Raw genomic sequence first — 24,498 nt, 5'->3', positions numbered from 1 at the left:
CGCCCGTCCCGTCGACTGATAGAGTGGAACCCCGTGGCAGACCATGTGAACAGGCTCCAGTCCAGCAACCGAGTCCGGTCGGAATCGACGACACGGCACATCTTCGTGACCGGGGGTGTCGCCTCCTCCCTGGGTAAGGGATTGACCGCGTCGAGCCTCGGTCGACTGCTCCGGGCCCGCGGGCTCCGAGTCACCATGCAGAAGCTCGATCCCTATCTCAACGTGGATCCGGGCACCATGAACCCGTTCCAGCACGGCGAGGTCTTCGTCACCGAGGACGGCGCCGAGACGGACCTCGACATCGGTCACTACGAGCGGTTCCTCGACGTCGACCTCGAGGCGGCCGCGAACGTCACGACGGGTCAGGTCTACTCGCAGGTGATCGCCAAGGAGCGACGCGGCGAGTACCTCGGCGACACCGTCCAGGTGATCCCGCACATCACCGACGAGATCAAGAGCCGCATGCGGGCGCAGGCGAGCAACGACGTCGACGTGATCATCACCGAGATCGGCGGCACCGTCGGCGACATCGAGTCCCAGCCCTTCCTCGAGGCAGCCCGCCAGGTGCGCCACGAGCTCGGCCGCGACGACGTGTTCTTCCTCCACGTCTCCCTCGTGCCGTACATCGGCCCGAGCGGAGAGCTCAAGACGAAGCCGACCCAGCACTCGGTCGCTGCACTGCGCAGCATCGGCATCCAGCCTGACGCGATCGTGCTCCGCTCGGACCGCGAGGTCCCCGAGGGCACCAAGCGCAAGATCGCGCTGTTCTGCGACGTCGACAACGAGGCCGTCATCAACTGCATGGACGCGCCGAGCATCTACGACATCCCGCGCGTCATCCACTCCGAGGGCCTCGACGCCTACGTCGTGCGCCGTCTCGGCCTGCCCTTCCACGACGTGGACTGGGACGGCTGGTCGCAGCTCCTCGAGCGTGTTCACGAGCCCGCGCACCGCGTCGAGATCGCGCTCGTCGGCAAGTACATCGACCTGCCCGACGCGTACCTCTCGGTGACCGAGGCGCTGCGTGCCGGTGGTTTTGCCAACGACACCAAGGTGGTCATCCGCTGGGTGCCCTCCGACGAGTGCCAGACCCCCGAGGGGGCGCAGGCCTCCCTCGAGGGCGTCGACGCCGTCCTCGTCCCTGGTGGATTCGGGGTGCGCGGCATCGAGGGCAAGCTCGGCGCGCTGCGCTGGGCCCGCGAGGGCGGGGTGCCGACCCTCGGCATCTGCCTCGGCCTGCAGTCGATGGTCATGGAGTACGCCCGCAACGTGGTCGGTCTCGAGGGCGCCTCGTCCTCGGAGTTCGACCCGCAGACCCCGCACCCGGTGATCGCGACGATGGCTGAGCAGCAGAGCTTCGTCGACGGCGCAGGCGACCTCGGCGGCACCATGCGCCTGGGTGCCTACGACGCAGCCCTCGCCCCGGGCTCTGTCGCGGCCGGCGTCTACGGCACGGAGCTCGTCTCCGAGCGTCACCGTCACCGCTACGAGGTCAACAACGCCTACCGCGCACAGCTCGAAGAGGCCGGTCTCGTGTTCTCCGGTACGTCGCCCGACGGCACGCTCGTCGAGTTCGTCGAGCTGACCAAGGACGTGCACCCGTTCTACATCTCGACCCAGGCGCACCCCGAGTTCAAGTCCCGCCCGACCCGCGCGCACCCGCTGTTCGCCGGTCTGGTCCGGGCTGCCCTCGACCGTCAGGGCGTCTGACATGAGCGACGGCACCCAGGTGTCCGGCAGCCAGGAGGCTGTCGTCGACGTGCTCGCACCCCGGCAGGTCCTCGGTCACGAGGTCCTCGTCGAGGGACGCATCTTCGACCTCGTCCGTGACGAGGTCGATCTCGACCACACGGTCGTGCACCGCGAGTACGTCGACCACCCGGGTGCTGTCGCCGTGATCGTCCTCGACGAGGACGACCGCGTGCTGCTGCTCAAGCAGTACCGCCACCCCGTGCGCCGTGAGCTGTGGGAGCCCCCCGCGGGTCTGCTCGACGTCGCCGGCGAGCCCGCCCAGGTCGGCGCCGCCCGCGAGCTCGCCGAAGAGGCTGACCTCGTGGCCAGCACCTGGCACACGCTCGTGGACTACTACACGACCCCCGGCGGCAACAACGAGGCGCTTCGCGTGTTCCTCGCCCGCGACCTCTCACCGGTCCCCGACGACCAGCGGCACGTCCGCGAGGACGAAGAGCGGGACATCGAGCTCCGCTGGGTCTCCCTCGACGACGCCGCAGCGGCTGTGCTGCGCGGCGACGTGCACAACCCGTCGGCGGTCGTCGGTGTGCTCGCGGCCATCACGTCGCGCGCGGGTGGCTGGACCAGCCTGCGTCCGGCGGACGCTCCCTGGCCCGAGCGTCGTCAGCAGGCCTGACCCGTGCCGTCGGCGCCTCTCGTGGCAGTCGAGCTCTCGTGAGGGGTGCTGGGCGCCGTCTGTCGGCCGTCGTCGCGGTCCCGCTCGTCGTAGCGGCCGGTCTCGGAGTGCGCACTGTGGGTCTTGGCGCCGCCGCGTCGGCGGCGGGTGACGTCCTCTACGCCGTGCTGGTCTACGCGCTCGTCGTCGCCCTGGCCCCGCGGTGGCGTCCTGCTGTCGCAGCCGGGACGGCCGTCGCCGTGTGCTGGCTGGTCGAGGCCGCGCAGCTCACCAGCATCCCCGTTGCCCTCGCCGACGCGTGGTGGCCGGTACGGTACGTGCTCGGCACGTCCTTCGTCTGGACCGACCTGGTGCTCTACGCCGTGGGTGTCCTGCTCGCCTCGGGTGTCGACCTGGTCGTCTCGAGGTACAGGCACGCACGGTCGGCCGCGGAGGTCGACGGCCTGCGTCGCGGTGGTCGGGCGTAGGGACGGATCCTGCAACCGGTCCTCCGCGGGGTGCGCCCCTGACCGTCCAGTGCCCCCGCCCTCGCGAGCGACCACTGGGCACGTCGACGTGCTCGCGTCCGTTGGTCCTGTCCGGTCTGTCACCTGCGGCGATAGGGTGAAGGACGCCCCGAGGTGCGCCTCGGCCCCGACAGCCTCAGGAGACAGACATGACCGTAGACGGCCCAGCACCCGCGCCGCCCCTGACTCTTCCCTCGACCGTGACGGCGAGCAGGACGGACAGCGGTCTCGACGTCCTGTCGGTCACCAACGCCCACGGCTCGGCCGAGGTCTACCTGCAGGGTGCCCACGTGACGGGGTGGACGCCGACGGGCGAAGACCCCGTCCTGTGGCTGAGCTCGGCGAGCAGCTTTGCGCCCGGCGTGCCGATCCGCGGCGGGATCCCGCTGTGCTTCCCGTGGTTCGGCCCGCGGGCCGGCGACCCCGAGGCACCGTCGCACGGCTACGCCAGACTCGTCCCGTGGACTCTCACAGCTGCGTCGGACGACGACGAGGGCACCGTCCTGACCTTCCGTCTCTCCGTGCCAGCCGACCACGCGGTCGCTGACTTCGAGGGCCTGCAGGCGGACTACGAGGTCCGCGTCGGCAGGTCGTTGACCGTCGTCCTCACGGTCACCTGCACGGGGGAGACCCCGGTGGCCTTCGAAGAGGCCCAGCACACCTATCTGCAGCTCCGCGACGTCGAGTCGACGACGGTCTCCGGGCTCGAGGACGCGGGCTACCACGACAAGGCTGCGGCGTCCCCTGCCGATGCGCGACGTCCAGCGGCCGGTGTCCCGCTCGTCCCGAGCGGGCAGGTCGACAGGGTCTACCTCGGCACCACGACGCCAGTGAGCGTCGACGACGGCGAGCGGACCCTCGTCGTGACCAAGACCGGTTCGGCGTCGACGGTCGTCTGGTCCCCTGGAGCCGAGGTCGCCGGACGGGTGGCCGACATCGCAGCAGGGGAGTGGCGTCAGATGGTCTGCGTCGAGACCTGCAACGTCGGCGACGCTGCGCTGACCCTCGCGCCCGGGGAGTCGCACTCCCTGGGGTCGACGTACACGGTCAGCCGCGACGCCTGAGGTCGGCAGCGCTCACCCGGGCGCTCTCGGGCGGCCGCACCCGCAGCTCGAACGGGTGCGGCCCCCGCGGGCTCAGGCTTTCGCCGGACCGTGACGTAGGTGTCAGGCCCGGCGGCGCAGTGCGAGCGGCACGCGGGCGGCACCAGCGGTGAGCATCGCTGCGCCGATCATGTGCGCGGCGACGAGGACCTCGGGAAGTCCCGTGAAGTACTGGACGTACCCGATGAGCCCCTGTGCGAGCGTGACGACGAGCAGCAGCACGACAGCCTGACGCGCACGGTCGACGCGCGGGCTGGTGCGGTAGACCATCACGAGCAGCGTGACGAGCAGCGCCGTGAACACCCAGACCGACGCCGAGTGGAACTGGGTGATGTGCGCAGGGTCGACGGCGAAGCGGTAGCCGACCTCGGAGTCGCCCGAGTGCGGTCCGGCGCCGGTGACCACCACACCGAGCACCAGCACCGGGACGAGCGCGACCATGAGCACCCACGAGACGATGCGGGTCTTGGCCGAGACCAGCGGCACGGGCGCTCCGTCGCCCTCTCGGCTGCGGTCGAGCAGCACGGCCGAGGCCGCGATGAGGACCATCGAGATGAGCAGGTGGCTGCCGACCACGGCAGGGTGGAGGTCCACCAGCACAGTGATGCCACCGAGGACCGCCTGGAAGACGACCCCGAAGAGCGGGACGAGACCCAGGACCCTGTACGAGGTCGACCTGTCGCGGGCGCTCCAGACGAGCACGGCCACGACGATCGCGATGACCCCGAGCACGCCGGTGAGCGTCCTGTTGCCGAACTCGATGAAGGGGTGCAGCGACGTGGCCTCGTGGAAGGACGGCGTGAACTCCCCGGGCTCGCACAGCGGCCAGGTGGAGCAGCCCAGCCCGGACCCCGTGAGCCGCACGGCTCCACCGGTCCCGACGATGACGATCTGGGCGACGAGGTTGGCGACGAGGGCCGGGGTCGTGAACCGACGGGCCGAGTCGAGCCAGCGCCCGACGGTCCCGGGGGTGGTGGGGGCGTCCTGCGGGGTCTGGGTGGTCACCAGTCAAAGGTAGCGGTGGCGGGCCCGTGCACCAGAATCCCGGGCGTCCTCACAGGTGTGAGATCGGCCCGGGCCCGGGCCCGGGCTCGAGGTCGCTCAGCTCCAGCGGAACAGCTTCCCAGCGCCCCAGCCGAGCGCCGCGGTCCAGCCGAAGAGCACGACGATCGAGAAGGCAGGGATCGAGCCGTCCAGGAAGGCCCCGCGCACGGCTTCGCCCAGGGCCCCCGACGGGAGGAGGAGCGCCACGTGGCGCAGCGTCCCGGGGAGCTGGTCGGCCGAGGTGAGGACGGCCCCGAGGACGACGAGCAGCACGAGGACGATGTTGGCGACCGCGAGCACCCCCTCAGCACGCAGCGTCCCGGCGAGCAGCAGCGCGAGCGAGGTGAAGGCCGCCGTCCCGAGCAGCACGGCGACGAGCGCGAGCGGGATGCCAGCAGGGTCAGGCCGCCAGCCCAGCACCACCGCGACCACGCTGATCACGGCGATCTGGACGGCCTCGACAGCGAGGACGCCGACGATCTTCGAGGTGAGGAGGCCGCCGCGCCCGAGCGGTGTGGTGGCCATGAGGCGCAGCACGCCGTTGCGGCGGTCGAAGGCGGTCGCGATGGACTGCGAGGTGAAGGCGGCGCTCATCACGGCGAGCGCGATGACACCTGGCGTCATGAAGTCGATGCGCGACGCGTCGCCGGTGTCGATCTCGACGATCGAGGTCTGGGTGAGGCCGATCAGCGCCATGACAGGCAGCAGGATCGTCACCATGAGCTGTTCGCCGTTGCGCAGGATCGCGCGGGCCTCGAAGGTCGACTGCGCGACGAGGCGCCGACCGACCGACGCCGCTCCGGCGGTGCTCGGTGCGGGGACGGGGCGCACGGCCGCGTCCTGGGGTGTCGTGCTCATCGCAGGCTCCGTCCGGTGAGGTCGAGGAACACGTCTTCGAGCGTGCGGCGCCCTGTCGAGACGCGGGTGAGCAGGTGAGACCTGTCGGCGCACCAACGGGTCAGGGAGACGAGGGTCGCGGGGGTGACCGCGCCGGAGACCGCGTAGCTGCCGGGTGCTGTCTCGCGCACGCCGGCCCCGAGGGCGCTCGCGAGCGAGAGCGTCTCGAGCCCGGCCGTCGTGGCGAAGGTGAGACCGCCGCCGGAACCGGTGACGAGCTCGGCGGGGGCACCCTCGGCGATCACCTGCCCGTGGTCCACGATCACGACACGGTCGGCGAGCTCTTCGGCCTCGTCCATGAGGTGCGTGGTGAGGACGATGCTCACGCCCTGGTCGCGCAGCGCGCGGACGAGCTCCCAGACGGCGTGCCGGCTCTGCGGGTCCATGCCGGCGCTCGGCTCGTCGAGGAACACGAGCTCGGGTCGGCCGACGAGCGCAGCCGCGAGGGCCAGCCGCTGGCGCTGACCGCCCGAGAGGCGTCGCACGGTGGTCGTGGCGAAGCTGGCCAGCCCGAGGCGTTCGACGAGGTCGTCGACGTCCCAGGGCTCGGCGTACATCGCGGAGACGTGCCGGAGCATCTCGAGGGCACGGACCGAGGTCGGCAGACCGCCGTCCTGGAGCATGACCCCCACCCGGGGCCGCAGCTCGTGGCTGTCGGCGACAGGGTCGAGGCCGAGGACGCGCACGGTGCCGGCGTCGGGCAGGCGCAGTCCCTCGCAGCACTCGATCGTCGTCGTCTTGCCGGCGCCGTTGGGACCGAGCACGGCGGTCACCTGGCCGTGGTGGGCGGTGAGGTCGAGGCTGCGGACGATCTCTCGGCCGTCGTACCTCTTGACGAGGCCGGTGATCTCGACTGCGGGGTTGGAGGGCACGATCGATGAGTCTAGTGGGCGCCGGTGGCAGCGACCGGCGTCTGCGTGCGGTGCAGGTGTGCTCGCCGTCACGGCTGCATCGGCCCAGGTGAGGCTCTCCTTGCTTGCGGGAATGCATTTAGCCCATAAGTATGTTGTCTAAAGTGCGCGAGCTGACGCGCCCCTGCTCGACACCCGTCGCAGGAACCACGACCAGTCGTCACGACAGGCCGACCCAGCACCGACGAGAGCACGAGGAGGACGAGCATGACCATCACGCCCCGCGCGCCGCACGCCACGTCCGCCCGTCTCGCCGCGCCCCGTCCCGCCGAGGGTGTCGACCACGAGTCGACCACCCGGGCCCGGGTCCTCCAGCACGTCCTCTCCGACGGGCCGGTGACCGCCGCAGCCCTCGCCCGCATGCTCGACCTCAGCGCAGCCGGCATCCGCCGCCACCTGGGCTGCCTCGAGGACGACGGCCTGGTCGCGGTCCACGTCGGTCGTCCGACAGGTGGGCGTGGACGCCCCGCGCGTTCCTACGTCGCGACCGACCGCGCCCACGCCGAGATCTCGGGGGAGTACCCCGACATCGCGAGCCAGGCCCTGCGGTTCCTCGCAGAGATCGCCGGGGACGGCGCTGTCGAGGAGTTCGCCCAGGCCCGGATGCTCGAGCTCGAGGAGCGCTACTCCGCTGTCGTGACGGCCGACGACGTCGACGGCCGGGTCCGCCAGCTCGCGGACGCGCTCTCGGCCGACGGCTTCGCAGCGTCGGTCCGCCCCGTCGAGGGCACCTCGACGGTCCAGCTCTGCCAGGGGCACTGCCCTGTCGCGCACGTCGCGGCCCAGTTCCCCCAGCTGTGCGACGCCGAGGCGCAGGTCTTCTCGCGCCTCCTGGGCTCGCACACCCAGCGCCTCGTGACCCTCGCCAACGGCGGTCACGTCTGCACGACCAACGTGCCCGTGCACGTGCCGATGCCGCGGACGAGATCCGCCCGGCCCGGGGTCCCCGAACCACCGGGCCGCACGGGCACCGACGCTGCTGGCCCAGCCGGCACCGAAGACTTCTCCGACACCCCCGAACCCACCGTGATCCGACGGCCCATGGAAGGAACAAGATGAGCGCCCCCACGCAAGACACCGCGAACGCTCCGCAGACGCAGAGCGACGAGGAGATCATCGCCTCGATCGGGTCGTACGGCTACGGCTGGCACGACTCCGACGCCGCCGGCGCACTCGCCCGCCGCGGCGTGGACGAAGACGTCGTCCGCAACATCTCCGCGCTGAAGAACGAGCCCGAGTGGATGCTCAAGCTCCGTCTCAAGTCGCTCAAGCTCTTCGAGAAGAAGCCCATGCCGAACTGGGGTTCCGACCTGTCGGGCATCGACTTCGACAACATCAAGTACTTCGTCCGCTCGACCGAGAAGCAGGCCACCAGCTGGGAAGACCTGCCGGCCGACATCAAGGCGACGTACGACAAGCTCGGCATCCCCGAGGCTGAGAAGCAGCGCCTCGTCTCCGGTGTCGCGGCCCAGTACGAGTCCGAGGTCGTCTACCACCAGATCCGCGAGGACCTGGAGGAGCAGGGCGTCATCTTCCTCGACACCGACACCGGTCTGCGCGAGCACCCGGAGATCTTCGAGCAGTACTTCGGCTCGGTCATCCCCGCGGGCGACAACAAGTTCGCCGCGCTCAACACCGCGGTCTGGTCCGGCGGCTCCTTCGTCTACGTCCCCCCGGGCGTCCACGTCGAGATCCCGCTCCAGGCGTACTTCCGCATCAACACCGAGAACATGGGTCAGTTCGAGCGGACGCTGATCATCGCCGACGAGGGCTCCTACGTGCACTACGTCGAGGGCTGCACGGCGCCGATCTACAAGTCGGACTCGCTGCACTCGGCCGTGGTCGAGATCATCGTCAAGAAGAACGCCCGCGTGCGCTACACGACCATCCAGAACTGGTCGAACAACGTGTACAACCTCGTGACCAAGCGCGCCACGGCCGCCGAGGGCGCGACCATGGAGTGGGTCGACGGCAACATCGGCTCCAAGGTGACCATGAAGTACCCGGCCATCTACCTCATGGGCGAGCACGCCCGTGGCGAGACGCTGTCCATCGCCTTCGCGGGTGAGGGTCAGCACCAGGACGCCGGCGCCAAGATGGTGCACGCCGCCCCCCACACCTCCTCCTCGATCGTCTCGAAGTCTGTCGCCCGCGGTGGCGGCCGGACCTCGTACCGCGGTCTGGTCCAGGTCCTCGAGGGTGCCGAGCACTCGGCCTCGACGGTCCTGTGCGACGCGCTGCTCGTCGACCAGATCTCCCGCTCTGACACCTACCCCTACGTCGACGTCCGCGAGGACGACGTGTCGATGGGTCATGAGGCCACGGTCTCGCGGGTGAGCGAGGACCAGCTGTTCTACCTCATGTCCCGAGGCATGGCCGAGACCGAGGCCATGGCGATGATCGTGCGCGGGTTCGTCGAGCCCATCGCGCGCGAGCTCCCCATGGAGTACGCCCTCGAGCTCAACCGCCTCATCGAGCTGCAGATGGAAGGGTCCGTCGGCTGATGACCACCCAGACAGAGTCCACCACCCCCGACGCCACGGTCGCCGGCCTGAGCACGGACCACAGCCGTGCCGCCGTCGAGGGCGCGCACACGCACGGGGTCGGCGGCACACCGCAGGGCTCGCGCGCCGAGCGCGTGACGTCCTTCGACCCCGAGGTCATCACGGTCCCGACGGGCCGCGAGGAGGAGTGGCGCTTCTCGCCGGTCTCCCGTCTCGCGCCCCTGTTCGAGACCGGCCTGAGCTCGCGCGGCGTCCGCACGACCGTCGTCGAGGCCCCCGAGGTCGAGGTGCAGATCGTCCCGCGTGACGACGAGCGTCTCGGCCGTGCCGGGGTCCCGGGCGACCGCACCGCGGTCACCGCCTGGGCCTCGGTCGAGGAGGCCACGGTCGTGTCGATCCCGGCACAGGCCGTCGTCTCCGAGGTCACCTCGATCCGCGTCGAGGGCATCGACGACACCCCGAGCGCGAGCCACCTGCTCGTGCACGCCGGAGCGCTCAGCGAGTCCGTGGTCGTCCTCGACCACATCGGCCGCGCGACGCTGACCGAGACCGTCGAGGTCGTCGTCGACGACGGCGCGCACCTCACGCTCGTGAGCGTCCAGGACTGGTCCGAGGGCGCTGTGCACGCGTCGTCGCACCGCATCCGTCTGGGCCGCGACGCCAAGGTCAAGCACATCGTCGTGACCTTCGGCGGCGACGTCGTCAGGGTCACCCCCGACGCCGAGTTCACGGCCGAGGGCGGCGAGGTCGAGATGGTCGGCCTGTACTTCGCCGACGCCGACCAGCACCAGGAGCACCGCCTGTTCGTGGACCACGCGGTCCCGAGCTGCAAGTCGCGGGTCACCTACAAGGGTGCGCTGCAGGGCGCCGGTGCCCACACGGTGTGGGTGGGCGACGTGCTCATCCGTGCCGAGGCCGAGGGCACCGACACCTACGAGCTCAACCGCAACCTCGTGCTCTCCGACGGTGCACGCGCCGACTCGGTCCCCAACCTCGAGATCGAGACAGGTCTCATCGAGGGTGCCGGCCACGCGAGCGCCACGGGCCGCTTCGACGACGAGCAGCTGTTCTACCTGCAGGCTCGTGGCATCCCCGAGGCCGACGCGCGTCGTCTCGTGGTGCGCGGCTTCTTCGCCGAGCTCATCCAGGCGATCGGTGTCGAGTCGGTCGAGCAGCGTCTGCTCGACTCGATCGAGGCCGAGCTGTCGAAGTCGATGAGCGTGATCGAGGGCGGACAGCCGACGGTGGGCGCATGAGCGCCCAGCTCGCCTGCCTGAGCCAGGACGTGCCCCCCGAGTCGGCCCTCAAGGTCGAGCTCGAGGGGGCGTCCGGCACCGTCGACGTCGCGATCGTCCGCGACTCTGACGGAGAGCTCCACGCCATCTCGGACATCTGCTCCCACGGAGCTGTGTCGCTGTCCGACGGCGAGGTCGAGGGCTGCCTCATCGAGTGCTGGCTCCACGGGTCGACCTTCGACCTGCGGACCGGTGCTCCGACCGCGCTGCCCGCCACCCGCCCCGTGCCCGTGTACCCCGTGACGATCGACGGCGAGCGTGTGCTCGTCGACGTCGACGCACCCCTGACCTTTTCCTAGGAGAACCCGAACATGTCAACGCTCGAGATCAAGGACCTGCACGTCAGCGTCGAGACCAAGGAAGGCCCCAAGCCGATCCTGCGCGGTGTCGACCTCACGATCGACTCCGGCAAGACGCACGCCATCATGGGCCCCAACGGCTCCGGCAAGTCGACCCTCGCCTACTCCCTCGCGGGCCACCCCAAGTACCAGGTGACCTCCGGTTCCGTCTCGCTCGACGGCCACGACGTCCTCGCGATGAGCGTCGACGAGCGCGCCCGTGCCGGCCTCTTCCTGGCCATGCAGTACCCCGTCGAGGTCCCCGGTGTCTCGGTGTCGAACTTCCTGCGGACCGCGAAGACCGCGATCGACGGCGAGGCGCCCGCGCTCCGCACGTGGATCAAGGACGTCAAGGGTGCGATGGAGGCCCTGCGCATGGACCCCGCCTTCGCCGAGCGCAACGTCAACGAGGGCTTCTCCGGCGGTGAGAAGAAGCGCCACGAGATCCTGCAGATGGAGCTCCTCAAGCCGAAGTTCGCGATCCTCGACGAGACCGACTCCGGCCTCGACGTCGACGCGCTGCGCATCGTCTCCGAGGGTGTCAACCGCGTGAAGGGGAACACCGACACCGGGTTCCTGCTCATCACGCACTACACCCGCATCCTGCGCTACATCACGCCGGACTTCGTCCACGTGTTCGTCGACGGACGCATCGCCGAAGAGGGCGGCCCCGAGCTCGCCGACCGCCTCGAGAACGAGGGCTACGACCGCTTCCTCACGAGCGCGACGGCCTGACCCTCCTCTGACCCGATGTCGTCGGGCGACCCTGCGGGGTCGCCCGACGAGCCCCGTGGCGGGCTGCACGGCGCAGCCCACCACCACGACCGAATCGAGGGACCATGACCGCGACAGACCTGTCGGGTGCCACCACCCACGCGTCGCTGACCGCTGCCGAGCTGGCCGCTGTCCGTGCTGACTTCCCGCTGCTGAGCCGCACGCTCCGCGGTGGTCGTCCGCTCGTCTACCTCGACTCGGGGGCGACGTCCCAGAAGCCCGACCCGGTGCTCGACGCCGAGCAGGACTTCTACCTCCAGCGCAACGCCGCCGTGCACCGCGGAGCCCACCAGCTCGCCGAAGAGGCGACGCTGGCCTTCGAGGAAGCCCGCGCTCAGGTCGCCGGCTTCGTCGGGGTCGACGAGGACGAGATCGTGTGGACGTCCAACGCGACGGCCGCGATCAACCTCGTCGCCTACGCGATCTCCAACGCGACCGCTGAGCGCGGGGGAGCGGCCGCACGCCGCTTCGCGCTCGCCCCGGGCGACGAGATCGTCGTGACGGAGTCCGAGCACCACGCGAACCTCGTGCCGTGGCAGGAGCTCGCCGCCCGTACGGGCGCCGTGGTCCGCTGGATCGAGGTCGACGACGACGGCCGTCTGCGCCTGGACCAGCTCGCGACGGTGGTCACCGACCGCACCCGGGTGCTGGCCTTCACGCACGCCTCGAACGTCACCGGTGCGATCACGGACGTCTCCGCCTTCGTGGCGCGGGCCCGGGAGGTCGGGGCCCTGACGGTCCTCGACGCCTGCCAGAGCGTCCCGAACCTGCCCGTGGACCTCCACGCCCTCGGCGTGGACTTCGCGGCCTTCTCCGGGCACAAGATGCTCGGGCCGACAGGGGTCGGTGCGCTCTACGGCCGCCGCGAGCTGCTGGCCGACATGCCGCCCGTCACCACGGGTGGATCGATGGTCGAGGTCGTCACGATGACCGAGACCACCTACGCGCCGCCGCCGCAGCGCTTCGAGGCCGGCACCATGATGGTCGCCCAGGCTGTCGCCATGGGCGCCGCCGCGCAGTACCTCGGTGACCTCGGCATGGGGGCCGTCGCCGCCCACGAGTCCGAGCTCGCCGCCGAGATGCTCAAGATCTCCGAGATCCCGGGCGTCCGGGTGCTCGGTCCCCTCGACACCGTCGACAGGCTCGCCGCGGTGTCCTTCGTCGTCGACGGCGTCCACGCCCACGACGTCGGCCAGGTGCTCGACGACGCAGGCATCGCCGTGCGGGTCGGCCACCACTGCGCGCAGCCTCTGCACAGGCGCTTCGGCGTCGCGGCCTCGGCCCGTGCGTCGGCGTCGGTCTACACGACCGTCGACGAGGTCGTGGCCTTCCGGGAATCGTTGGGTACCGTCCGAGCGTTCTTCGGACTATGAGAGGACGTGTGTCATGAGCAGCCCCATGGAGCAGCTGTACCAGCAGGTGATCCTCGACCACTCGAAGAAGCCACACGGCCGGGGTCTGGTCGACCTCACCGCTGCCTTCGCGAGCGAGTCGCACCAGGTGAACCCGACCTGCGGTGACGAGGTCACTCTGCGTGCCCAGTTCACCGAGACCGAGGACGGCCGCAGGGTCGTCGAGTCGATCAGCTGGGAGGGCCAGGGCTGCAGCATCTCGCAGGCCTCGCTGTCGGTGCTGACCGACCTCGTCACCGGCCAGGACGTCGCGACCACCGAGCACCTCGGGTCGGTGTTCCGCGACCTCATGGGCTCGCGCGGCAAGGGCCTCGACGAGGCCCGCGAGGACGAGCTCGGCGACGCAGCAGCCTTCACGGGCGTCTCGCAGTTCCCGGCCCGCATCAAGTGCGCCCTGCTCGGCTGGTCCGCGCTGCGCGACACCCTGGCGACCTCGGGCGTGCTCGAGGATGCACAGACCGCCACAGCGTCGACCACCCACGAGCACGAGCACGTGTGACCACGAACGTCTGCACGACCCACCCGTACCCACCTTCCGAGGAGAGCAGCTGACATGAGCAGCGACACCGCGAACGACACCCCGCAGGGTGCACCGGCCACGGCCGGGGCCCCGGTCAACGTCGCCGACGTCGAAGAGGGGCTCCGGGACGTCATCGACCCCGAGCTCGGCATCAACGTCGTCGACCTCGGCCTGATCTACGGCATCGCCCTGGACCAGAACCACCACGCCGTCATCGACATGACGCTCACGTCAGCGGCTTGCCCCCTGACCGACGTCATCGAGGACCAGGCCGGCCAGGCCCTCGAGGGCCTCGTCGACGGCTTCCGGATCAACTGGGTCTGGATGCCGCCGTGGGGCCCCGAGAAGATCACCCAGGACGGCAAGGACCAGCTTCGCGCCCTCGGCTTCAACGTCTGAGCCGAGCGACGCGGCTGCGGCCTGCAGCCTGACTCTGAAGGCCCGGTACCCATCAGGGTGCCGGGCCTTCGTTCGCGCGGGCGCGGGTCTTGGCGGGCTGGGCGAGCGGCGGTCCGGCGGCCTGGCAGAGCGCCGGTCTGGCGGACCGGCGGGCTGAGGGCGGCCTGCGGTCAGGCGGTCGCCGTGCGCCCGAGGAGGGTCAACCACCGGGTCGGGGTCGCGTCGTCGAAGGGAGCGGAGTGCTCTTCCACCTCGTCTCGCAGCGTGCTCGCGACGGCCTCGAGATGCGTGACGACCTCGGGCGGATAGCCCCACAGCGCCGCGTGCGCCTCGAGCTCATCCTCGTCGTCGACCCAGGTCCCCCGGACCGGGTCGCGGACGACGTCCAGGTCCATGTCGATCCCGACGACCGTCGCCGGAGCGTCCGGCGACCAGCCGACGGAGTGCCCCAGGTCGATGTAGACCTCCAGGCCGGCGGCGTGGCCCGGAGCGTAGAACGTCGCAGCCCAGTCTCCGCCGGGCGGGACGAGCACGACGGTGGCGGTCTCGGCCTCGAAGCTGCGGCCAGGACGCCACGATCTCGTGCCCGGACGCTGCCCGAGCCAGTCGCCGTGCTCGTCCGAGCCGAGCCAGACGCACTCGTGCTCCCAGTGCTCGGTCCCGGGCCACTTGGTCCAGCGGACCGGGACGGGGTCCCCCGGGACTAGGTCAGCCCGGACGTCGGTGCCAGCACGGTCTGGGTGTCGCGGGGCCGGGGACGGCTCGCGGGTGTGAGGCGTCGCGTCGTCTGTCGGGGGCATCAGCGCAGGATATGCGCCGGGGGAGGTGTGACGTGCTGCGTGCCACTGACGGGGGTTGATGATGGGCCCCGCGCTGCCCGTGCCCCCGACGCCTGTGCGCCCCGTTCCCCGCCACCCGGCGACCTGCGCCGGAAGGCTCAGGTCGAGCGTGCCGCCTGCCGATGCTCTCGTCATGGGGGAACATCACGACACCAACCTGCCCGGAGCAGGGGCCGAAGAGCTGGCCTCGCGTGCCTCGAGACGGGCCGCTCGACTGCGCCACGACCAGGCGATGGGCCACGGCGCCGACGCAGCGGTCGACGAGCAGCTCCGGCAGGCAGAGAGGCGGCTGCGGACGTACTCCCAGGGCGCCGAGGGGGAACGGCTCGTCGCGCAGGCCCTCGGGTTCCTCGAGCGGTACGGCTGGGTCGCGCTCCACGACGTCCACTGGCCAGGCCGCCCGAAGGCGAACATCGACCACATCGCCGTAGGCCCCGGTGGCATCGTCGTGATCGACGCGAAGAACTGGACGGGCGACGTCGCCGTCCGGGACGGCGTGCTGCGGCAGAACGGTTACTCGCGCGAGCGGGAGACCACCTCGGCTGCCACGGCGACCTCGGCCGTGGCGGCACGCATCGCGGCGATGCACCGCAGCGCCGTCGTCCCAGTGCTGTGCCTCGTCGCGCAAGACGTCGAGCCGGTGGTCCTCGGGCAGATCACCGTGGTCGGACGCTCATCCCTCGCCGCGCACCTGGTCTCTCTGCCCGTGCGCCTGACGGCCTACGAGGTCGCCGACGTGGCACGGTTCCTCGCGTCCGACCTCGGCGGCCCGAGGTCACCCGCGGTGCTGACATCAGCCGACCTCGCCACGCAGACACTCGCGAGGGCTGGCTTCACGGTGACCACCCCGCGGGCGCCGCGCAGGGCGCCCAGCCGATCACGTGCGTCCAGCATCGCGCGTCAGCAACCGCCGCGCACGCGGACGTCTGCGCCGACCAGCGCCAGACGGGGGAAACGTCAGCGGGTCGGGCCGTTGCTCCTGCGGCTCACGCTCGGGATCGCCCTGGTCCTCTCGCTCCCGTACAGCCTGCCGTGGTTGGCGGAGACCGTCGGACCTGTCCTCGGCTCGCTGGTCGTGCCGGAGGTCCCGACCCAGCAGCCCACCGAGCAGCCCTGACAGCCGACCAGCGTGACCGCCGACCAGCGTGACCACCGAGCAGCCCTGACCGACGGTCAGCGAGGTTCTTCGTCGGGATCCTCGCCGTCGAGGATCCCGCGGGCGGCGAGGGCGTCGCCCGTGCGGTGCGCACGCGCGACGGTCCGCAGCACGAAGGGGACGAGGTAGGCCCTGGGTGAGCGTTCGAGCCCACGAGCGCGGGCGGCGTCACGCACCTCCCACGCGAGCTCGACGAGCAGCGGGACCGACCGGAGCATCAGGGTGACGGTGAGCCCCACGACCTCGGGGGAGACGCCGACCCGTCGCAGCGGCCCCGCTGCCCTGACGACTGTGTCGAGGACCCTGTCAGCGGGGGAGGTCACCGTCACCACCGTGGCCAGCACGACCAGCGCGAGCAGCGTCCCGGTCACCGCGACGGCTGCCGAGAGGTCGCGGGACCACCACTGGAACACCCCGAGCACCACACCCACGACCACGACGGGGAGCAGCGCCCGGGAGGTCTGGCGCAGGGGAGCGCCCGTGGCGAGCAGCAGGACCACCGCGACGCCCAGGGCGCTGAGCCCGACGGCGGGGGTCCGCCACACGGTCAGGACGACCGAGAGCGCGGCGAGAGCGGCGATCTTGTACCCGGGGCTCAGCCTGTGCAGCCAGGTGCTGCCCGGTGTGTAGAGGCCGAGGGGACCTGTCCACCGCGCGCGAGCCGGCCGGCGCCGGGGCGGCTGTGTCGACGGGGACGGCGTCGAGGGGGACTGCGCTGAGAGGGGCTGCGCCGAGCCCGACTGCTCCGAGGGGGACCGCGCCGAGGTAGACCTCGCAGACCCGAACTCCGCCGTCATGGCTCGTCCGTCGTTCCGACCCGGGTCGCCATGAGGTCGCGGTACGCGGCGACGGAGGTCTCCGGGGTGCCGTCGGCCACGACGCGCCCGTGGTCGACGACCAGCACCCTGTCGGCGAGCAGCGCGGCGTCGAGGTCGTGGGTCACGTGGACCACCTGCTGCTCGAGGCGTCCCAGCAACGCCGTGACGTGGGTACGCCAGCGCAGGTCGAGCAGCGTGGTCGGCTCGTCGCAGACGAGGACGCGCGGCTCGGTCGCGAGCACCCCGGCCAGGGCGAGCAGCTGCTTCTGACCGCCGGAGAGCGCGTGCACGCTGACGTCGGCCAGGTGTGCCAGACCGACGGAGCCCAGCACCTCCTCGACCCGCTCCGCACGGAGAGAGCGCTCCACGCCCGTCCGGCGGACCGACAGCGCGACGTCTTCACGGGGGGTCGGCATCACCAGCTGGGCCTCGGCGTCGGAGAACACGAAGCCGACCATCCTGCGCACGGCGCGCCCGTCGTCGTGCGTGTCGAGCCCGTGCACCCGCACGTACCCGCGGGTCGGCAGGACCAGCCCGTTGAGGAGGCGCGCGAGCGTCGACTTCCCCGACCCGTTCGCCCCGATCACCGCGACCGACCGCTCGGTGAGGGACAGCGTCGTCGGGTGCAGGATCGTGATCTCGCCAGGGGGGCCATGGTCGGCCCGGCCCCAGCGTCGCCGCGCGCTCGCGGGCTCCGCACCTGGCGAGGCGGCAGGGGTGCTCGCGCTCGCGGGGACGGCGACCGAGACCGCGTCGAGCTCGATCACCCGCGTCGCCGGCTCACGGGGGCGAGCGTCGGGAAGGCACGCAGGACGGCCGTCGCGACGACACCGACGGCGACGCACTTGACGAGGTCCGCGGGGACGAAGGCTGCGTTCGCCGTGAAGGCGGCACCGAAGGAGAGGTCGGCGCGCCGCATCATCCCGGTGATGCCGAGCGGGTAGACCACGGCAGCCGTCGCGACAGCGCAGGCGAGCATCACGAGAACGCTGCGCAGCGTCTGACCGGCCCGCGCGGGCAGCAGCCTCACCAGCAGCCCGACGACCACCGCGGCGAGCGGGAAGGAGACGGCGTACCCGGCCGAGACACCTGTGAAGATGACGAGGCCCGAGACCCCCATCGAGAACACGGGCACCCCGGCGACCCCGACCGCGAAGTACAGCAGGACCGCGAGCAGCCCGCGCCACGGTCCCAGGACCGCGCCGCACAGCAGCACCGCGAAGGTCTGCAGGGTGATCGGCACCGGGACCACGCCGACGGTGATCGCCGGGAGGATCGAGCAGACCGCGAGCAGGGCCGCGAAGGTCGCGACCAGGGCGACGTCGGTCGCTGTCGTCGACCTCGTGAGGTCTCGGCGCTCCCCGAGCCTGGCGGGCTGCGCGCCCATCGGGTCTGAGGCGTCTGTCGAGCCAGTCGAACCTGTCGTCGTGCCGGTCATCGGAACCTCGTGGTCGCAGGTGTGATGCAGCGAACTCCTCGCCCGCCGGTTGGCCCAGCATCCGCCCACAGCCTCGCGGAGAGCGGGCGTGGTGGCCGTCGGCTGCCCCAGAGCGGCTCCGCGGGTAGGCCCGCAGCGATATCGGGTGCCCTCGGAAGCCTATCCACCGATAGAATCGGTGGCGTTTGTGCCCGCCCCCAAGTCTGGCCCCAGGTCTTGTGGGCATCCTACGGAGGACTACCTGTGATCTCTGCCCATGCCGTCGAGCTTCGAGTCGGAGCCCGTGTGCTCCTCGAAGAGGCGACCTTCCGCATCGCACCTGGCGACAGGATCGGGCTGGTCGGCCGCAACGGTGCCGGCAAGACGACCCTCACCAAGACCCTCGCGGGAGAGACGCTGCCCTCGGGCGGCCAGATCACCCGCACCGGCGACATCGGCTACCTGCCGCAGGACTCCAAGTCCGGCGACATGGAGATGATCGCGATGGACCGCGTGCTCTCCGCGCGCAGCCTCGACAAGCTCGTCCGCCAGATGCGCGACACCGAGGGCGAGATGGCCTCGGCCGACGAAGAGACCCAGACGGCGGCCATGGACCGCTACCCCGGCCTCGAAGAGCGCTTCACAGCGGCCGGCGGGTACGCCGCCGAGAGCGAGGCCGAGCGGATCGCCTCGAACCTCGGGCTCTCCGAGCGTGTCCTGGAGCAGAAGCTCGGCACGCTCTCGGGTGGTCAGCGCCGCCGCGTCGAGCTCGCCCGCATCCTCTTCTCGGGTGTCGGGACGCTCCTGCTCGACGAGCCCACCAACCACCTCGACGCCGACTCGATCATGTGGCTGCGCGAGTACCTCAAGTCCTACGCCGGCGGATTCATCGTCATCAGCCACGACACCGAGCTCATGCGGGCCACCGTCAACAAGGTGTTCCACCTGGACGCCAACCGTGGCGAGATGGACCAGTACAGCCTCGGCTGGGACGCCTACCTCGAGCAGCGCGAGACCGACGAGCGTCGCCGCCGTCGCGAGCGTGCCAACGCCGAGAAGAAGGCCGGCGTGCTGCTCGTCCAGGCCGAGAAGATGCGTGCGAAGGCCACCAAGGCCGTCGCCGCGCAGAACATGATCCGGCGCGCCGAGCGCATGCTGTCCTCCCTCGAGGGGGAGCGCGTGAGCGACCGCGTGGCCAAGCTCCGCTTCCCGACACCGGCCCCCTGCGGCAGGACGCCCCTCACGGCCTCGGGCCTGAGCAAGGCCTACGGCTCGCAGGAGGTGTTCACAGGGGTCGACCTCGCGATCGACCGTGGTTCGCGCGTCGTGATCCTCGGCCTCAACGGTGCCGGGAAGACGACGCTGCTGCGCATCCTCGCAGGAGTCGAAGAGTCCGACAGCGGCGCGGTCAACCCGGGCCACGGCCTCAAGCTCGGGTACTACGCGCAGGAGCACGACACCCTCGACCTCGACGCGACGGTCCTGGAGAACCTGCGCCACAGCGCCCCGAACCTCAGCGACACCGAGGTCCGCTCCGTGCTCGGCTCGTTCCTGTTCTCCGGGGACGACGCCGAGAAGCGCACCAACGTGCTCTCCGGTGGTGAGAAGACGCGTCTCGCGCTCGCGACGATCGTCGTCTCGGGTGCTAACGTGCTTCTGCTCGACGAGCCCACCAACAACCTCGACCCTGCGTCCCGCGCCGAGATCCTCGGAGCCCTCAAGACGTACGAGGGAGCGGTCGTCATGGTCACCCACGACCACGGCGCCGTCGAGGCGCTCTCGCCCGAGCGGGTCTTGCTTCTGCCCGACGGCGACGAAGACCACTGGAACGACTCCTACGCGGAGCTCATCGAGCTCGCGTAGCGGTCCGCACGTCCGTGCTCACGCCGCGCCGCAGCTGGTATGCGGCGACCGAGAAGGAGTAGAAGTGGCAGGACAAGGCCAGAGACGATCTGGGCGTGCGCACGACGCGAAGGGCACCTCAGGCGCGAAGGGCGGCCAGGGAGCCTCCGGCGGCCAGGGGGCCAAGAGCGCCCGCGGGGCGAAGAGCCCCCGGGGCGCGAAGGCGGCTCAGGGGGCGTCCGGCGCTCAGCGCCGCCGTGCCCCGCGCCGGACCCCGCAGGGGATCGTCGAGGTGCTCGTCGAGGTCGCCCGCGACGTCGACGCTGCCGTGAAGCGCCCGCCGTCGAGCCCGGCGGTGCGCACCAAGTTCCAGGTCGTCGCCCTCCTCGTGCGTGAAGAGCGCGCCAGGGTCAAGGCGGACGACAGCCTGACGACGTCCAAGCGCGCCGAGGAGCTCAAGCGCCTCGACGGTGTCGCGACGATGCTCGCGAAGACCGCTGCTCGGGACACGTCGTTGCTCGCCCTGCTCGCCGACGACGCGAGGGTCTCCGACGCGGCCCGGGCGCTCAAGGCGAAGGTGATGCGTGCGGGTGGTCTCGAGCCCCCGGAGCCGTCCGAGGACCCGACGCCCGTGGCCCCCACGACGCCGACCTTCAGCTCGTCACCCCAGGTGGTGCCCCGGTCTGTCGTCTCCCGCCAGATGGCGAACCCCTTCTTGGCCCCGGACTTCGAGGCGGCTGCCCAGCGCGCCGCGCCGCGTGCTCGCAGGCTCGCCGGCTGGGAGCTGCTCGAGCCGCTCTTCAGGTCCTTCGAGAAGGCAGCCACCGGCGCGCCGGCCTGCATGGCCCTGCCCGACCCGCGCCCGGTGCCGGTCCCGAGCGGCCGCGACCTCATGCCGCACCAGGCGCAGGTCGTCACCGCTGCGGCTCGCGGGCACCGGACCTTCTTGCTCGCCGACGAGCCCGGGCTCGGCAAGACGGCCCAGGCCCTGCTCGCCGCCCAGGCCGCTGACGCCTACCCGCTCCTGGTCGTGGTGCCCAACGTCGTCAAGGCGAACTGGGCGCGCGAGGTGGCCCTGTGGACGCCGTCGCGCCGCTCGACGGTCGTCCACGGAGACGGCGACCAGATGGACGGCTTCGCCGACGTGGTGATCGTCAACTACGAGATCTTGGACAGGCACGTCGGGTGGCTCGGCGACCTGGGGTTCCGCGGGATGGTCGTCGACGAGGCCCACCTCATCAAGAACAAGACCTCCCAGCGGTCCCAGCACGTGCTCGCGCTCTCCGACCGGATCCGGACCCGCGTCGCCAGGCCGCTGCTCATGGCGCTGACCGGGACACCGCTGATCAACGACATCGAAGACTTCCGCGCGATCTGGCAGCTGCTCGGCTGGATCGACGCCAAGGGACCGCTCGGCGCGCTCGCAGACGCTCTCGAGGACACCGGGCTCACCCCGGCCGACCCCGGGTTCTCGGCTGCCGCGCGTGCCAGCGTCATCGACATGGGGATCGTGCGACGCCGCAAGATCGACGTGGTGGCCGACATCCCGGCCCGCCGGGTCGCTGACCTGCCCGTCGAGCTCGACGGAGCAGCGGGACGGTCGATCCGCGCTGCTGAGGCAGCCCTGACCGCCCGGCTCGTCCAGCGCTACACCACCGCCCTGGAGCTGCGGACCGGGGGTTCGGTCGTCGACGAGATCGACGGGATCGACCACGAGCTCGTCCGCCGGGTCGCGGCGGCCGAGCTCAAGGACTCGACCTCGAAGGCCGGCGGCGAGAACGTCTTCACGATGGTCCGTCGGATCGGCCAGGCCAAGGCGGGCCCGGCGGCCGACTACGCCGCGCAGCTCGCCCGCAACGTCGGCAAGGTGGTGTTCTTCGCCAAGCACGTGGACGTCATGGACCAGGCCGAGCAGCTCTTCGCCGAGCGCGGCATCCGCTACGCCTCGATCCGTGGAGACCAGACGACGAAGGTGCGGGAGAAGAACATCACCGCCTTCGTCGAGGACCCCGACGTGCAGATCGTCGTCTGCTCCCTGACAGCCGCAGGCGTGGGCCTCAACCTCCAGGTGGCCTCGAACCTCGTGCTGGCCGAGCTCTCGTGGACCTACGCCGAGCAGACGCAGGCGATCGACCGCATCCACCGCATCGGGCAGGCGGAGCCTGTCACGGCGTGGCGGATCATCGCGGCGCAGACGATCGACTCGAGGATCGCCGAGCTCATCGACAGCAAGTCCGGGCTGGCTGCCCGGGCCCTCGACGGGGCGAGCGAGGAGGACGTCACCTCGGCGACGTCCGTCCAGCTCGAGACGCTCGTCGGCCAGCTGACCGACGCGCTCCGGCCGCCTGAGCTGGTCTGATCTCGCAGCAGGACAGCTGGGTCAGCGGGTCGAGCTCGAGTCGATGAGGGCGTCTTCGATCTCTTCGGCGCTCTGACGTCCGCCGCGACGCCCTGGCCGGCTCGAGCGGCCGGTGTGCGGCCCGCCGGTCGAGGAGGGCCCGTCGAGCGGGCCGTCGCCGTCGCGCGCCCCGCCGGCGTCGCCGAGCGCGGCGAAGGGGTGCGGGAGGTCGCCGAGGGCCTCGATGGTCGCGTCTCGGCGCTCGCGTCGGATCAGCACGACGAAGCCTGCGACACCGCCCACGGCGAAGACCCACCACTGGAAGGCGTACGACAGGTGGGACCGCGGGTCTGTGTCGGGGACGGGCAGGGTCGCGAGCCCTTCGGCGGGCTGGCCGTCCTCAGCCGCGAGGGCCCCGTAGCCCCCGTAGGTGCGTCCGTCGGCCCAGGCCGCTCCGTCGGGCCCGGCAGCGAGCACCTGGGACGTGTTGATCGCCTGCACCTGACCGGGAGGCGCGCCGTTGTCCGCTGCCGGCTCGTCGGCGCGCAGGCGGAGCGTCAGCTCGACCTCGCCTCCCGGGGGAGCAGGCAGCGCGTCAGGGGTCGAGCTGTTCGAGCCGTAGGGGATCCACCCGCGGTTCACCACGATGACAGTGCCCTCGTCCGTGACGAAGGGCACCAGCACGTGGAAGGCCGCCTGGCTCTCAACAGGGCGGTTGCGGAGCAGGACGGTCTTGTCGGCCTCGTAGGTCCCCGAGACCGTGACACGTCGCCAGACCTCTGAGGCCGGCACCACGTCGCCGGGGCCGTCGAGCAGCTCGTCGATCGGGACGGGGTCGGAGGCGTAGTTGGCCTCGATGACCGCGATCTGCGCGTCGCGGTCGACGTGCCGGTTCCACTGCCACCGCCCGGCGAGCACACACCCTGTGAACAGCACGGCGACGCCGAGGGCGAGGGCGACCCACTGCCGAGGGGTCCGCAGCTGGACGCGAGGCGCTGCGGCCTCGGGTGCTGGTGCCTCCGCGGTGCGCTGCGCGGTGGTCGCCTCGGTGCGCTGCGCGGCGGTCGCCTCCGCGCCCTGCGCGGCAGTCGGCTTGACGGGCGTCTGCCTCTCGCGGGGCGCCCCGGGGGCAGGGGACGGTGCGTCGGTCACTGTGCCGGCTGCTGCTCGAGGTCGGTGACCGGGACCGTGCCGTGGCGGAACCCGCGTGCGTCGAGGAAGGTCTCGAGGTGCTCGCGGTGGTCGTCGCACGCGAGCCACACCTTGCGGCGCTCAGGGGTGTGGATCTTCGGGTTGTTCCACAGCAGACCCCACCGGGCCTCGGCGCGGCAGCCCTTGCCGCTGCACACGAGGTCGTCGGAGATGGGGTCGGCGAGGCCGAGCAGGTCGATCATGGGTGCCTCTCGTCGTGCTGGGCTGCCGGGGGAGCGTCGTCGGCCGGCGGGGTGGTCGACCCTCCATCTTCGCCCGAACCTGACGTCGGGCGTGACTGCGGGCCGTCGCCCGGCCCCTCGGGGTCCATCACGTGGACGTAGACGGGCGGGTCCTCGGTCGTCGGCCGAGCAGACGCCGGACCGAAGGGCCCTGTCGCGCCCTCGGCAGACGGCAGCTGGTAGTACTCCATGAGCGGACCTTGGGTCTCCTGCCCCTTGACCCTCGTCTCGTTGGCGCTGACGACGGCCACGTAGGGGAGCAGGACCGCGCCGGCCAGCAGAGCCCACATCAGCCACCCGTCGGCGAAGAACGCACCGGCGAAGCACGCGAGGCGGATGCCCATCTGGAGCAGGTACCGCTTGGCGCGTCGGGACTGGTCTTGCCTGAGGGAGTCGGCGGCGTTCGTGATCCGGTGCACCTCGTCGCGGTGCTCGGAGCGCCCGCGGGTGCCAGGAGTCTTCACGCCCTCGAGTTTACGCGCGGAGGGCTCGTGACGCCCCTCACGATCTTTGTCGGTGACGCACAGTGGAAGCCGTGTCCGACCAGCACAGGACCCCCACACTCTGTAGGGTTCCCACTAGTG

The 24,498-nt window shown here is 71.1% G+C and carries 25 protein-coding genes; 15 read left to right on the top strand and 10 right to left on the bottom strand.

Annotation, left to right across the window (positions count from 1 at the left end; genetic code table 11):
* Nucleotides 1-33: 33 nt before the first annotated feature.
* The 4 genes from pyrG (at nucleotide 34) to HZZ10_RS07900 (ending at nucleotide 3,938) form a co-directional block, all read left to right on the top strand.
* The gene (gene pyrG / locus HZZ10_RS07915) at nucleotides 34-1,710 is read left to right on the top strand and encodes a CTP synthase (RefSeq protein WP_179913101.1); all 1,677 of its coding nucleotides are present in this window, start codon (nucleotides 34-36) and stop codon (nucleotides 1,708-1,710) included.
* A gap of 1 nt (nucleotide 1,711) precedes the next feature.
* The gene (locus HZZ10_RS07910; protein ID WP_179913100.1) at nucleotides 1,712-2,368 is read left to right on the top strand and encodes an NUDIX domain-containing protein; all 657 of its coding nucleotides are present in this window, start codon (nucleotides 1,712-1,714) and stop codon (nucleotides 2,366-2,368) included.
* Between the two features lie 38 nt (nucleotides 2,369-2,406).
* Nucleotides 2,407-2,835: a ribosomal maturation YjgA family protein gene (locus tag HZZ10_RS07905; protein WP_179913099.1), complete on the top strand. Its 429-nt coding sequence runs from the start codon at nucleotides 2,407-2,409 to the stop codon at nucleotides 2,833-2,835.
* Nucleotides 2,836-3,023: 188 nt separating this feature from the next.
* Nucleotides 3,024-3,938, top strand: coding sequence for a D-hexose-6-phosphate mutarotase (locus tag HZZ10_RS07900; protein ID WP_179913098.1), 915 nt, complete (start codon nucleotides 3,024-3,026; stop codon nucleotides 3,936-3,938).
* A 102-nt stretch (nucleotides 3,939-4,040) separates the two neighbouring features.
* Here the strand turns inward: HZZ10_RS07900 and HZZ10_RS07895 are convergent, their stop codons facing one another.
* From HZZ10_RS07895 to HZZ10_RS07885, 3 genes are all read right to left on the bottom strand, one after another.
* Nucleotides 4,041-4,982, bottom strand: coding sequence for a COX15/CtaA family protein (locus HZZ10_RS07895; RefSeq protein ID WP_179913097.1), 942 nt, complete (start codon nucleotides 4,980-4,982; stop codon nucleotides 4,041-4,043).
* 96 nt (nucleotides 4,983-5,078) lie between these two features.
* Nucleotides 5,079-5,879, bottom strand: a complete 801-nt coding sequence (locus HZZ10_RS07890; protein WP_179913096.1) for an ABC transporter permease — start codon at nucleotides 5,877-5,879, stop codon at nucleotides 5,079-5,081.
* Entirely contained in the window at nucleotides 5,876-6,790 is a 915-nt protein-coding gene (locus HZZ10_RS07885; RefSeq protein ID WP_179913095.1) for an ABC transporter ATP-binding protein, read from the bottom strand. Before HZZ10_RS07885 ends, HZZ10_RS07890 begins: the two co-directional genes overlap by 4 nt.
* Before the next feature lie 246 nt (nucleotides 6,791-7,036).
* On the opposite strand from HZZ10_RS07885, the gene HZZ10_RS07880 reads away from it, so the two are divergent.
* The 8 genes from HZZ10_RS07880 to HZZ10_RS07845 all read left to right on the top strand — a co-directional run bounded on the left by HZZ10_RS07880 (nucleotide 7,037) and on the right by HZZ10_RS07845 (nucleotide 14,071).
* The gene (locus HZZ10_RS07880; RefSeq protein WP_179913094.1) at nucleotides 7,037-7,888 is read left to right on the top strand and encodes a helix-turn-helix transcriptional regulator; all 852 of its coding nucleotides are present in this window, start codon (nucleotides 7,037-7,039) and stop codon (nucleotides 7,886-7,888) included.
* Nucleotides 7,885-9,333, top strand: coding sequence for a Fe-S cluster assembly protein SufB (gene sufB / locus HZZ10_RS07875; protein ID WP_012867183.1), 1,449 nt, complete (start codon nucleotides 7,885-7,887; stop codon nucleotides 9,331-9,333). The genes HZZ10_RS07880 and sufB overlap by 4 nt, the downstream gene beginning before the upstream one ends.
* The gene (gene sufD, locus HZZ10_RS07870; RefSeq protein ID WP_179913093.1) at nucleotides 9,333-10,589 is read left to right on the top strand and encodes a Fe-S cluster assembly protein SufD; all 1,257 of its coding nucleotides are present in this window, start codon (nucleotides 9,333-9,335) and stop codon (nucleotides 10,587-10,589) included. Before sufB ends, sufD begins: the two co-directional genes overlap by 1 nt.
* A complete protein-coding gene (locus HZZ10_RS07865; protein ID WP_056133796.1) occupies nucleotides 10,586-10,927 on the top strand; it encodes a non-heme iron oxygenase ferredoxin subunit in 342 nt (113 codons plus the stop codon). The genes sufD and HZZ10_RS07865 overlap by 4 nt, the downstream gene beginning before the upstream one ends.
* A gap of 12 nt (nucleotides 10,928-10,939) precedes the next feature.
* The gene (gene sufC, locus HZZ10_RS07860; RefSeq protein WP_056133792.1) at nucleotides 10,940-11,701 is read left to right on the top strand and encodes a Fe-S cluster assembly ATPase SufC; all 762 of its coding nucleotides are present in this window, start codon (nucleotides 10,940-10,942) and stop codon (nucleotides 11,699-11,701) included.
* Nucleotides 11,702-11,805: 104 nt separating this feature from the next.
* On the top strand, nucleotides 11,806-13,113 hold the full coding sequence (locus HZZ10_RS07855) for a SufS family cysteine desulfurase (protein ID WP_179913092.1): 1,308 nt from the start codon (nucleotides 11,806-11,808) through the stop codon (nucleotides 13,111-13,113).
* 13 nt (nucleotides 13,114-13,126) lie between these two features.
* Nucleotides 13,127-13,651: a Fe-S cluster assembly sulfur transfer protein SufU gene (sufU, locus tag HZZ10_RS07850; RefSeq protein WP_179913091.1), complete on the top strand. Its 525-nt coding sequence runs from the start codon at nucleotides 13,127-13,129 to the stop codon at nucleotides 13,649-13,651.
* Nucleotides 13,652-13,705: 54 nt separating this feature from the next.
* Complete coding sequence (locus HZZ10_RS07845; protein ID WP_012867177.1) at nucleotides 13,706-14,071, top strand: metal-sulfur cluster assembly factor; 366 nt, start codon at nucleotides 13,706-13,708, stop codon at nucleotides 14,069-14,071.
* Nucleotides 14,072-14,241: 170 nt separating this feature from the next.
* Here HZZ10_RS07845 and HZZ10_RS07840 read toward each other — a convergent pair whose 3' ends face one another.
* Entirely contained in the window at nucleotides 14,242-14,871 is a 630-nt protein-coding gene (locus HZZ10_RS07840; RefSeq protein ID WP_179913090.1) for a DUF402 domain-containing protein, read from the bottom strand.
* A 172-nt stretch (nucleotides 14,872-15,043) separates the two neighbouring features.
* On the opposite strand from HZZ10_RS07840, the gene HZZ10_RS07835 reads away from it, so the two are divergent.
* A complete protein-coding gene (locus tag HZZ10_RS07835) occupies nucleotides 15,044-16,027 on the top strand; it encodes a nuclease-related domain-containing protein (protein WP_179913089.1) in 984 nt (327 codons plus the stop codon).
* Between the two features lie 56 nt (nucleotides 16,028-16,083).
* Here HZZ10_RS07835 and HZZ10_RS07830 read toward each other — a convergent pair whose 3' ends face one another.
* The 3 genes from HZZ10_RS07830 to HZZ10_RS07820 are packed head-to-tail and all read right to left on the bottom strand — an operon-like array spanning nucleotide 16,084 to nucleotide 18,322.
* Nucleotides 16,084-16,863 carry an energy-coupling factor transporter transmembrane component T family protein gene (locus HZZ10_RS07830; protein ID WP_179913088.1) on the bottom strand — a complete coding sequence of 260 codons (780 nt, stop codon included), beginning with the start codon at nucleotides 16,861-16,863 and terminating at the stop codon, nucleotides 16,084-16,086.
* The gene (locus HZZ10_RS07825; RefSeq protein ID WP_179913087.1) at nucleotides 16,860-17,651 is read right to left on the bottom strand and encodes an energy-coupling factor ABC transporter ATP-binding protein; all 792 of its coding nucleotides are present in this window, start codon (nucleotides 17,649-17,651) and stop codon (nucleotides 16,860-16,862) included. Before HZZ10_RS07825 ends, HZZ10_RS07830 begins: the two co-directional genes overlap by 4 nt.
* Nucleotides 17,648-18,322, bottom strand: coding sequence for a biotin transporter BioY (locus HZZ10_RS07820; RefSeq protein ID WP_228087254.1), 675 nt, complete (start codon nucleotides 18,320-18,322; stop codon nucleotides 17,648-17,650). The genes HZZ10_RS07825 and HZZ10_RS07820 overlap by 4 nt, the downstream gene beginning before the upstream one ends.
* Before the next feature lie 243 nt (nucleotides 18,323-18,565).
* On the opposite strand from HZZ10_RS07820, the gene HZZ10_RS07815 reads away from it, so the two are divergent.
* The gene (locus tag HZZ10_RS07815; RefSeq protein ID WP_056133775.1) at nucleotides 18,566-20,164 is read left to right on the top strand and encodes an ABC-F family ATP-binding cassette domain-containing protein; all 1,599 of its coding nucleotides are present in this window, start codon (nucleotides 18,566-18,568) and stop codon (nucleotides 20,162-20,164) included.
* A gap of 271 nt (nucleotides 20,165-20,435) precedes the next feature.
* Nucleotides 20,436-22,502, top strand: a complete 2,067-nt coding sequence (locus tag HZZ10_RS07810; RefSeq protein ID WP_179913109.1) for a DEAD/DEAH box helicase — start codon at nucleotides 20,436-20,438, stop codon at nucleotides 22,500-22,502.
* 21 nt (nucleotides 22,503-22,523) lie between these two features.
* Here the strand turns inward: HZZ10_RS07810 and HZZ10_RS07805 are convergent, their stop codons facing one another.
* Genes HZZ10_RS07805 through HZZ10_RS07795 form a run of 3 tightly spaced genes read right to left on the bottom strand, consistent with a single transcriptional unit; the run spans nucleotide 22,524 to nucleotide 24,378 of the window.
* Nucleotides 22,524-23,633 (bottom strand): SURF1 family cytochrome oxidase biogenesis protein, encoded by a 1,110-nt coding sequence (locus tag HZZ10_RS07805; protein WP_308507528.1) that lies wholly within the window; start codon nucleotides 23,631-23,633, stop codon nucleotides 22,524-22,526.
* Entirely contained in the window at nucleotides 23,630-23,875 is a 246-nt protein-coding gene (locus HZZ10_RS07800) for a hypothetical protein (protein WP_179913086.1), read from the bottom strand. The genes HZZ10_RS07805 and HZZ10_RS07800 overlap by 4 nt, the downstream gene beginning before the upstream one ends.
* On the bottom strand, nucleotides 23,872-24,378 hold the full coding sequence (locus tag HZZ10_RS07795) for a DUF3099 domain-containing protein (protein ID WP_179913085.1): 507 nt from the start codon (nucleotides 24,376-24,378) through the stop codon (nucleotides 23,872-23,874). Before HZZ10_RS07795 ends, HZZ10_RS07800 begins: the two co-directional genes overlap by 4 nt.
* Between the last annotated feature and the right edge of the window lie 120 nt (nucleotides 24,379-24,498).

It is taken from the genome of Sanguibacter inulinus (assembly GCF_013415325.1).
Taxonomy (GTDB): Bacteria; Actinomycetota; Actinomycetes; order Actinomycetales; family Cellulomonadaceae; genus Sanguibacter; species Sanguibacter inulinus.
The sequence above is the reverse complement of the archived record's forward strand: the minus strand, read 5'-3'. Positions and strand labels throughout refer to the sequence as shown.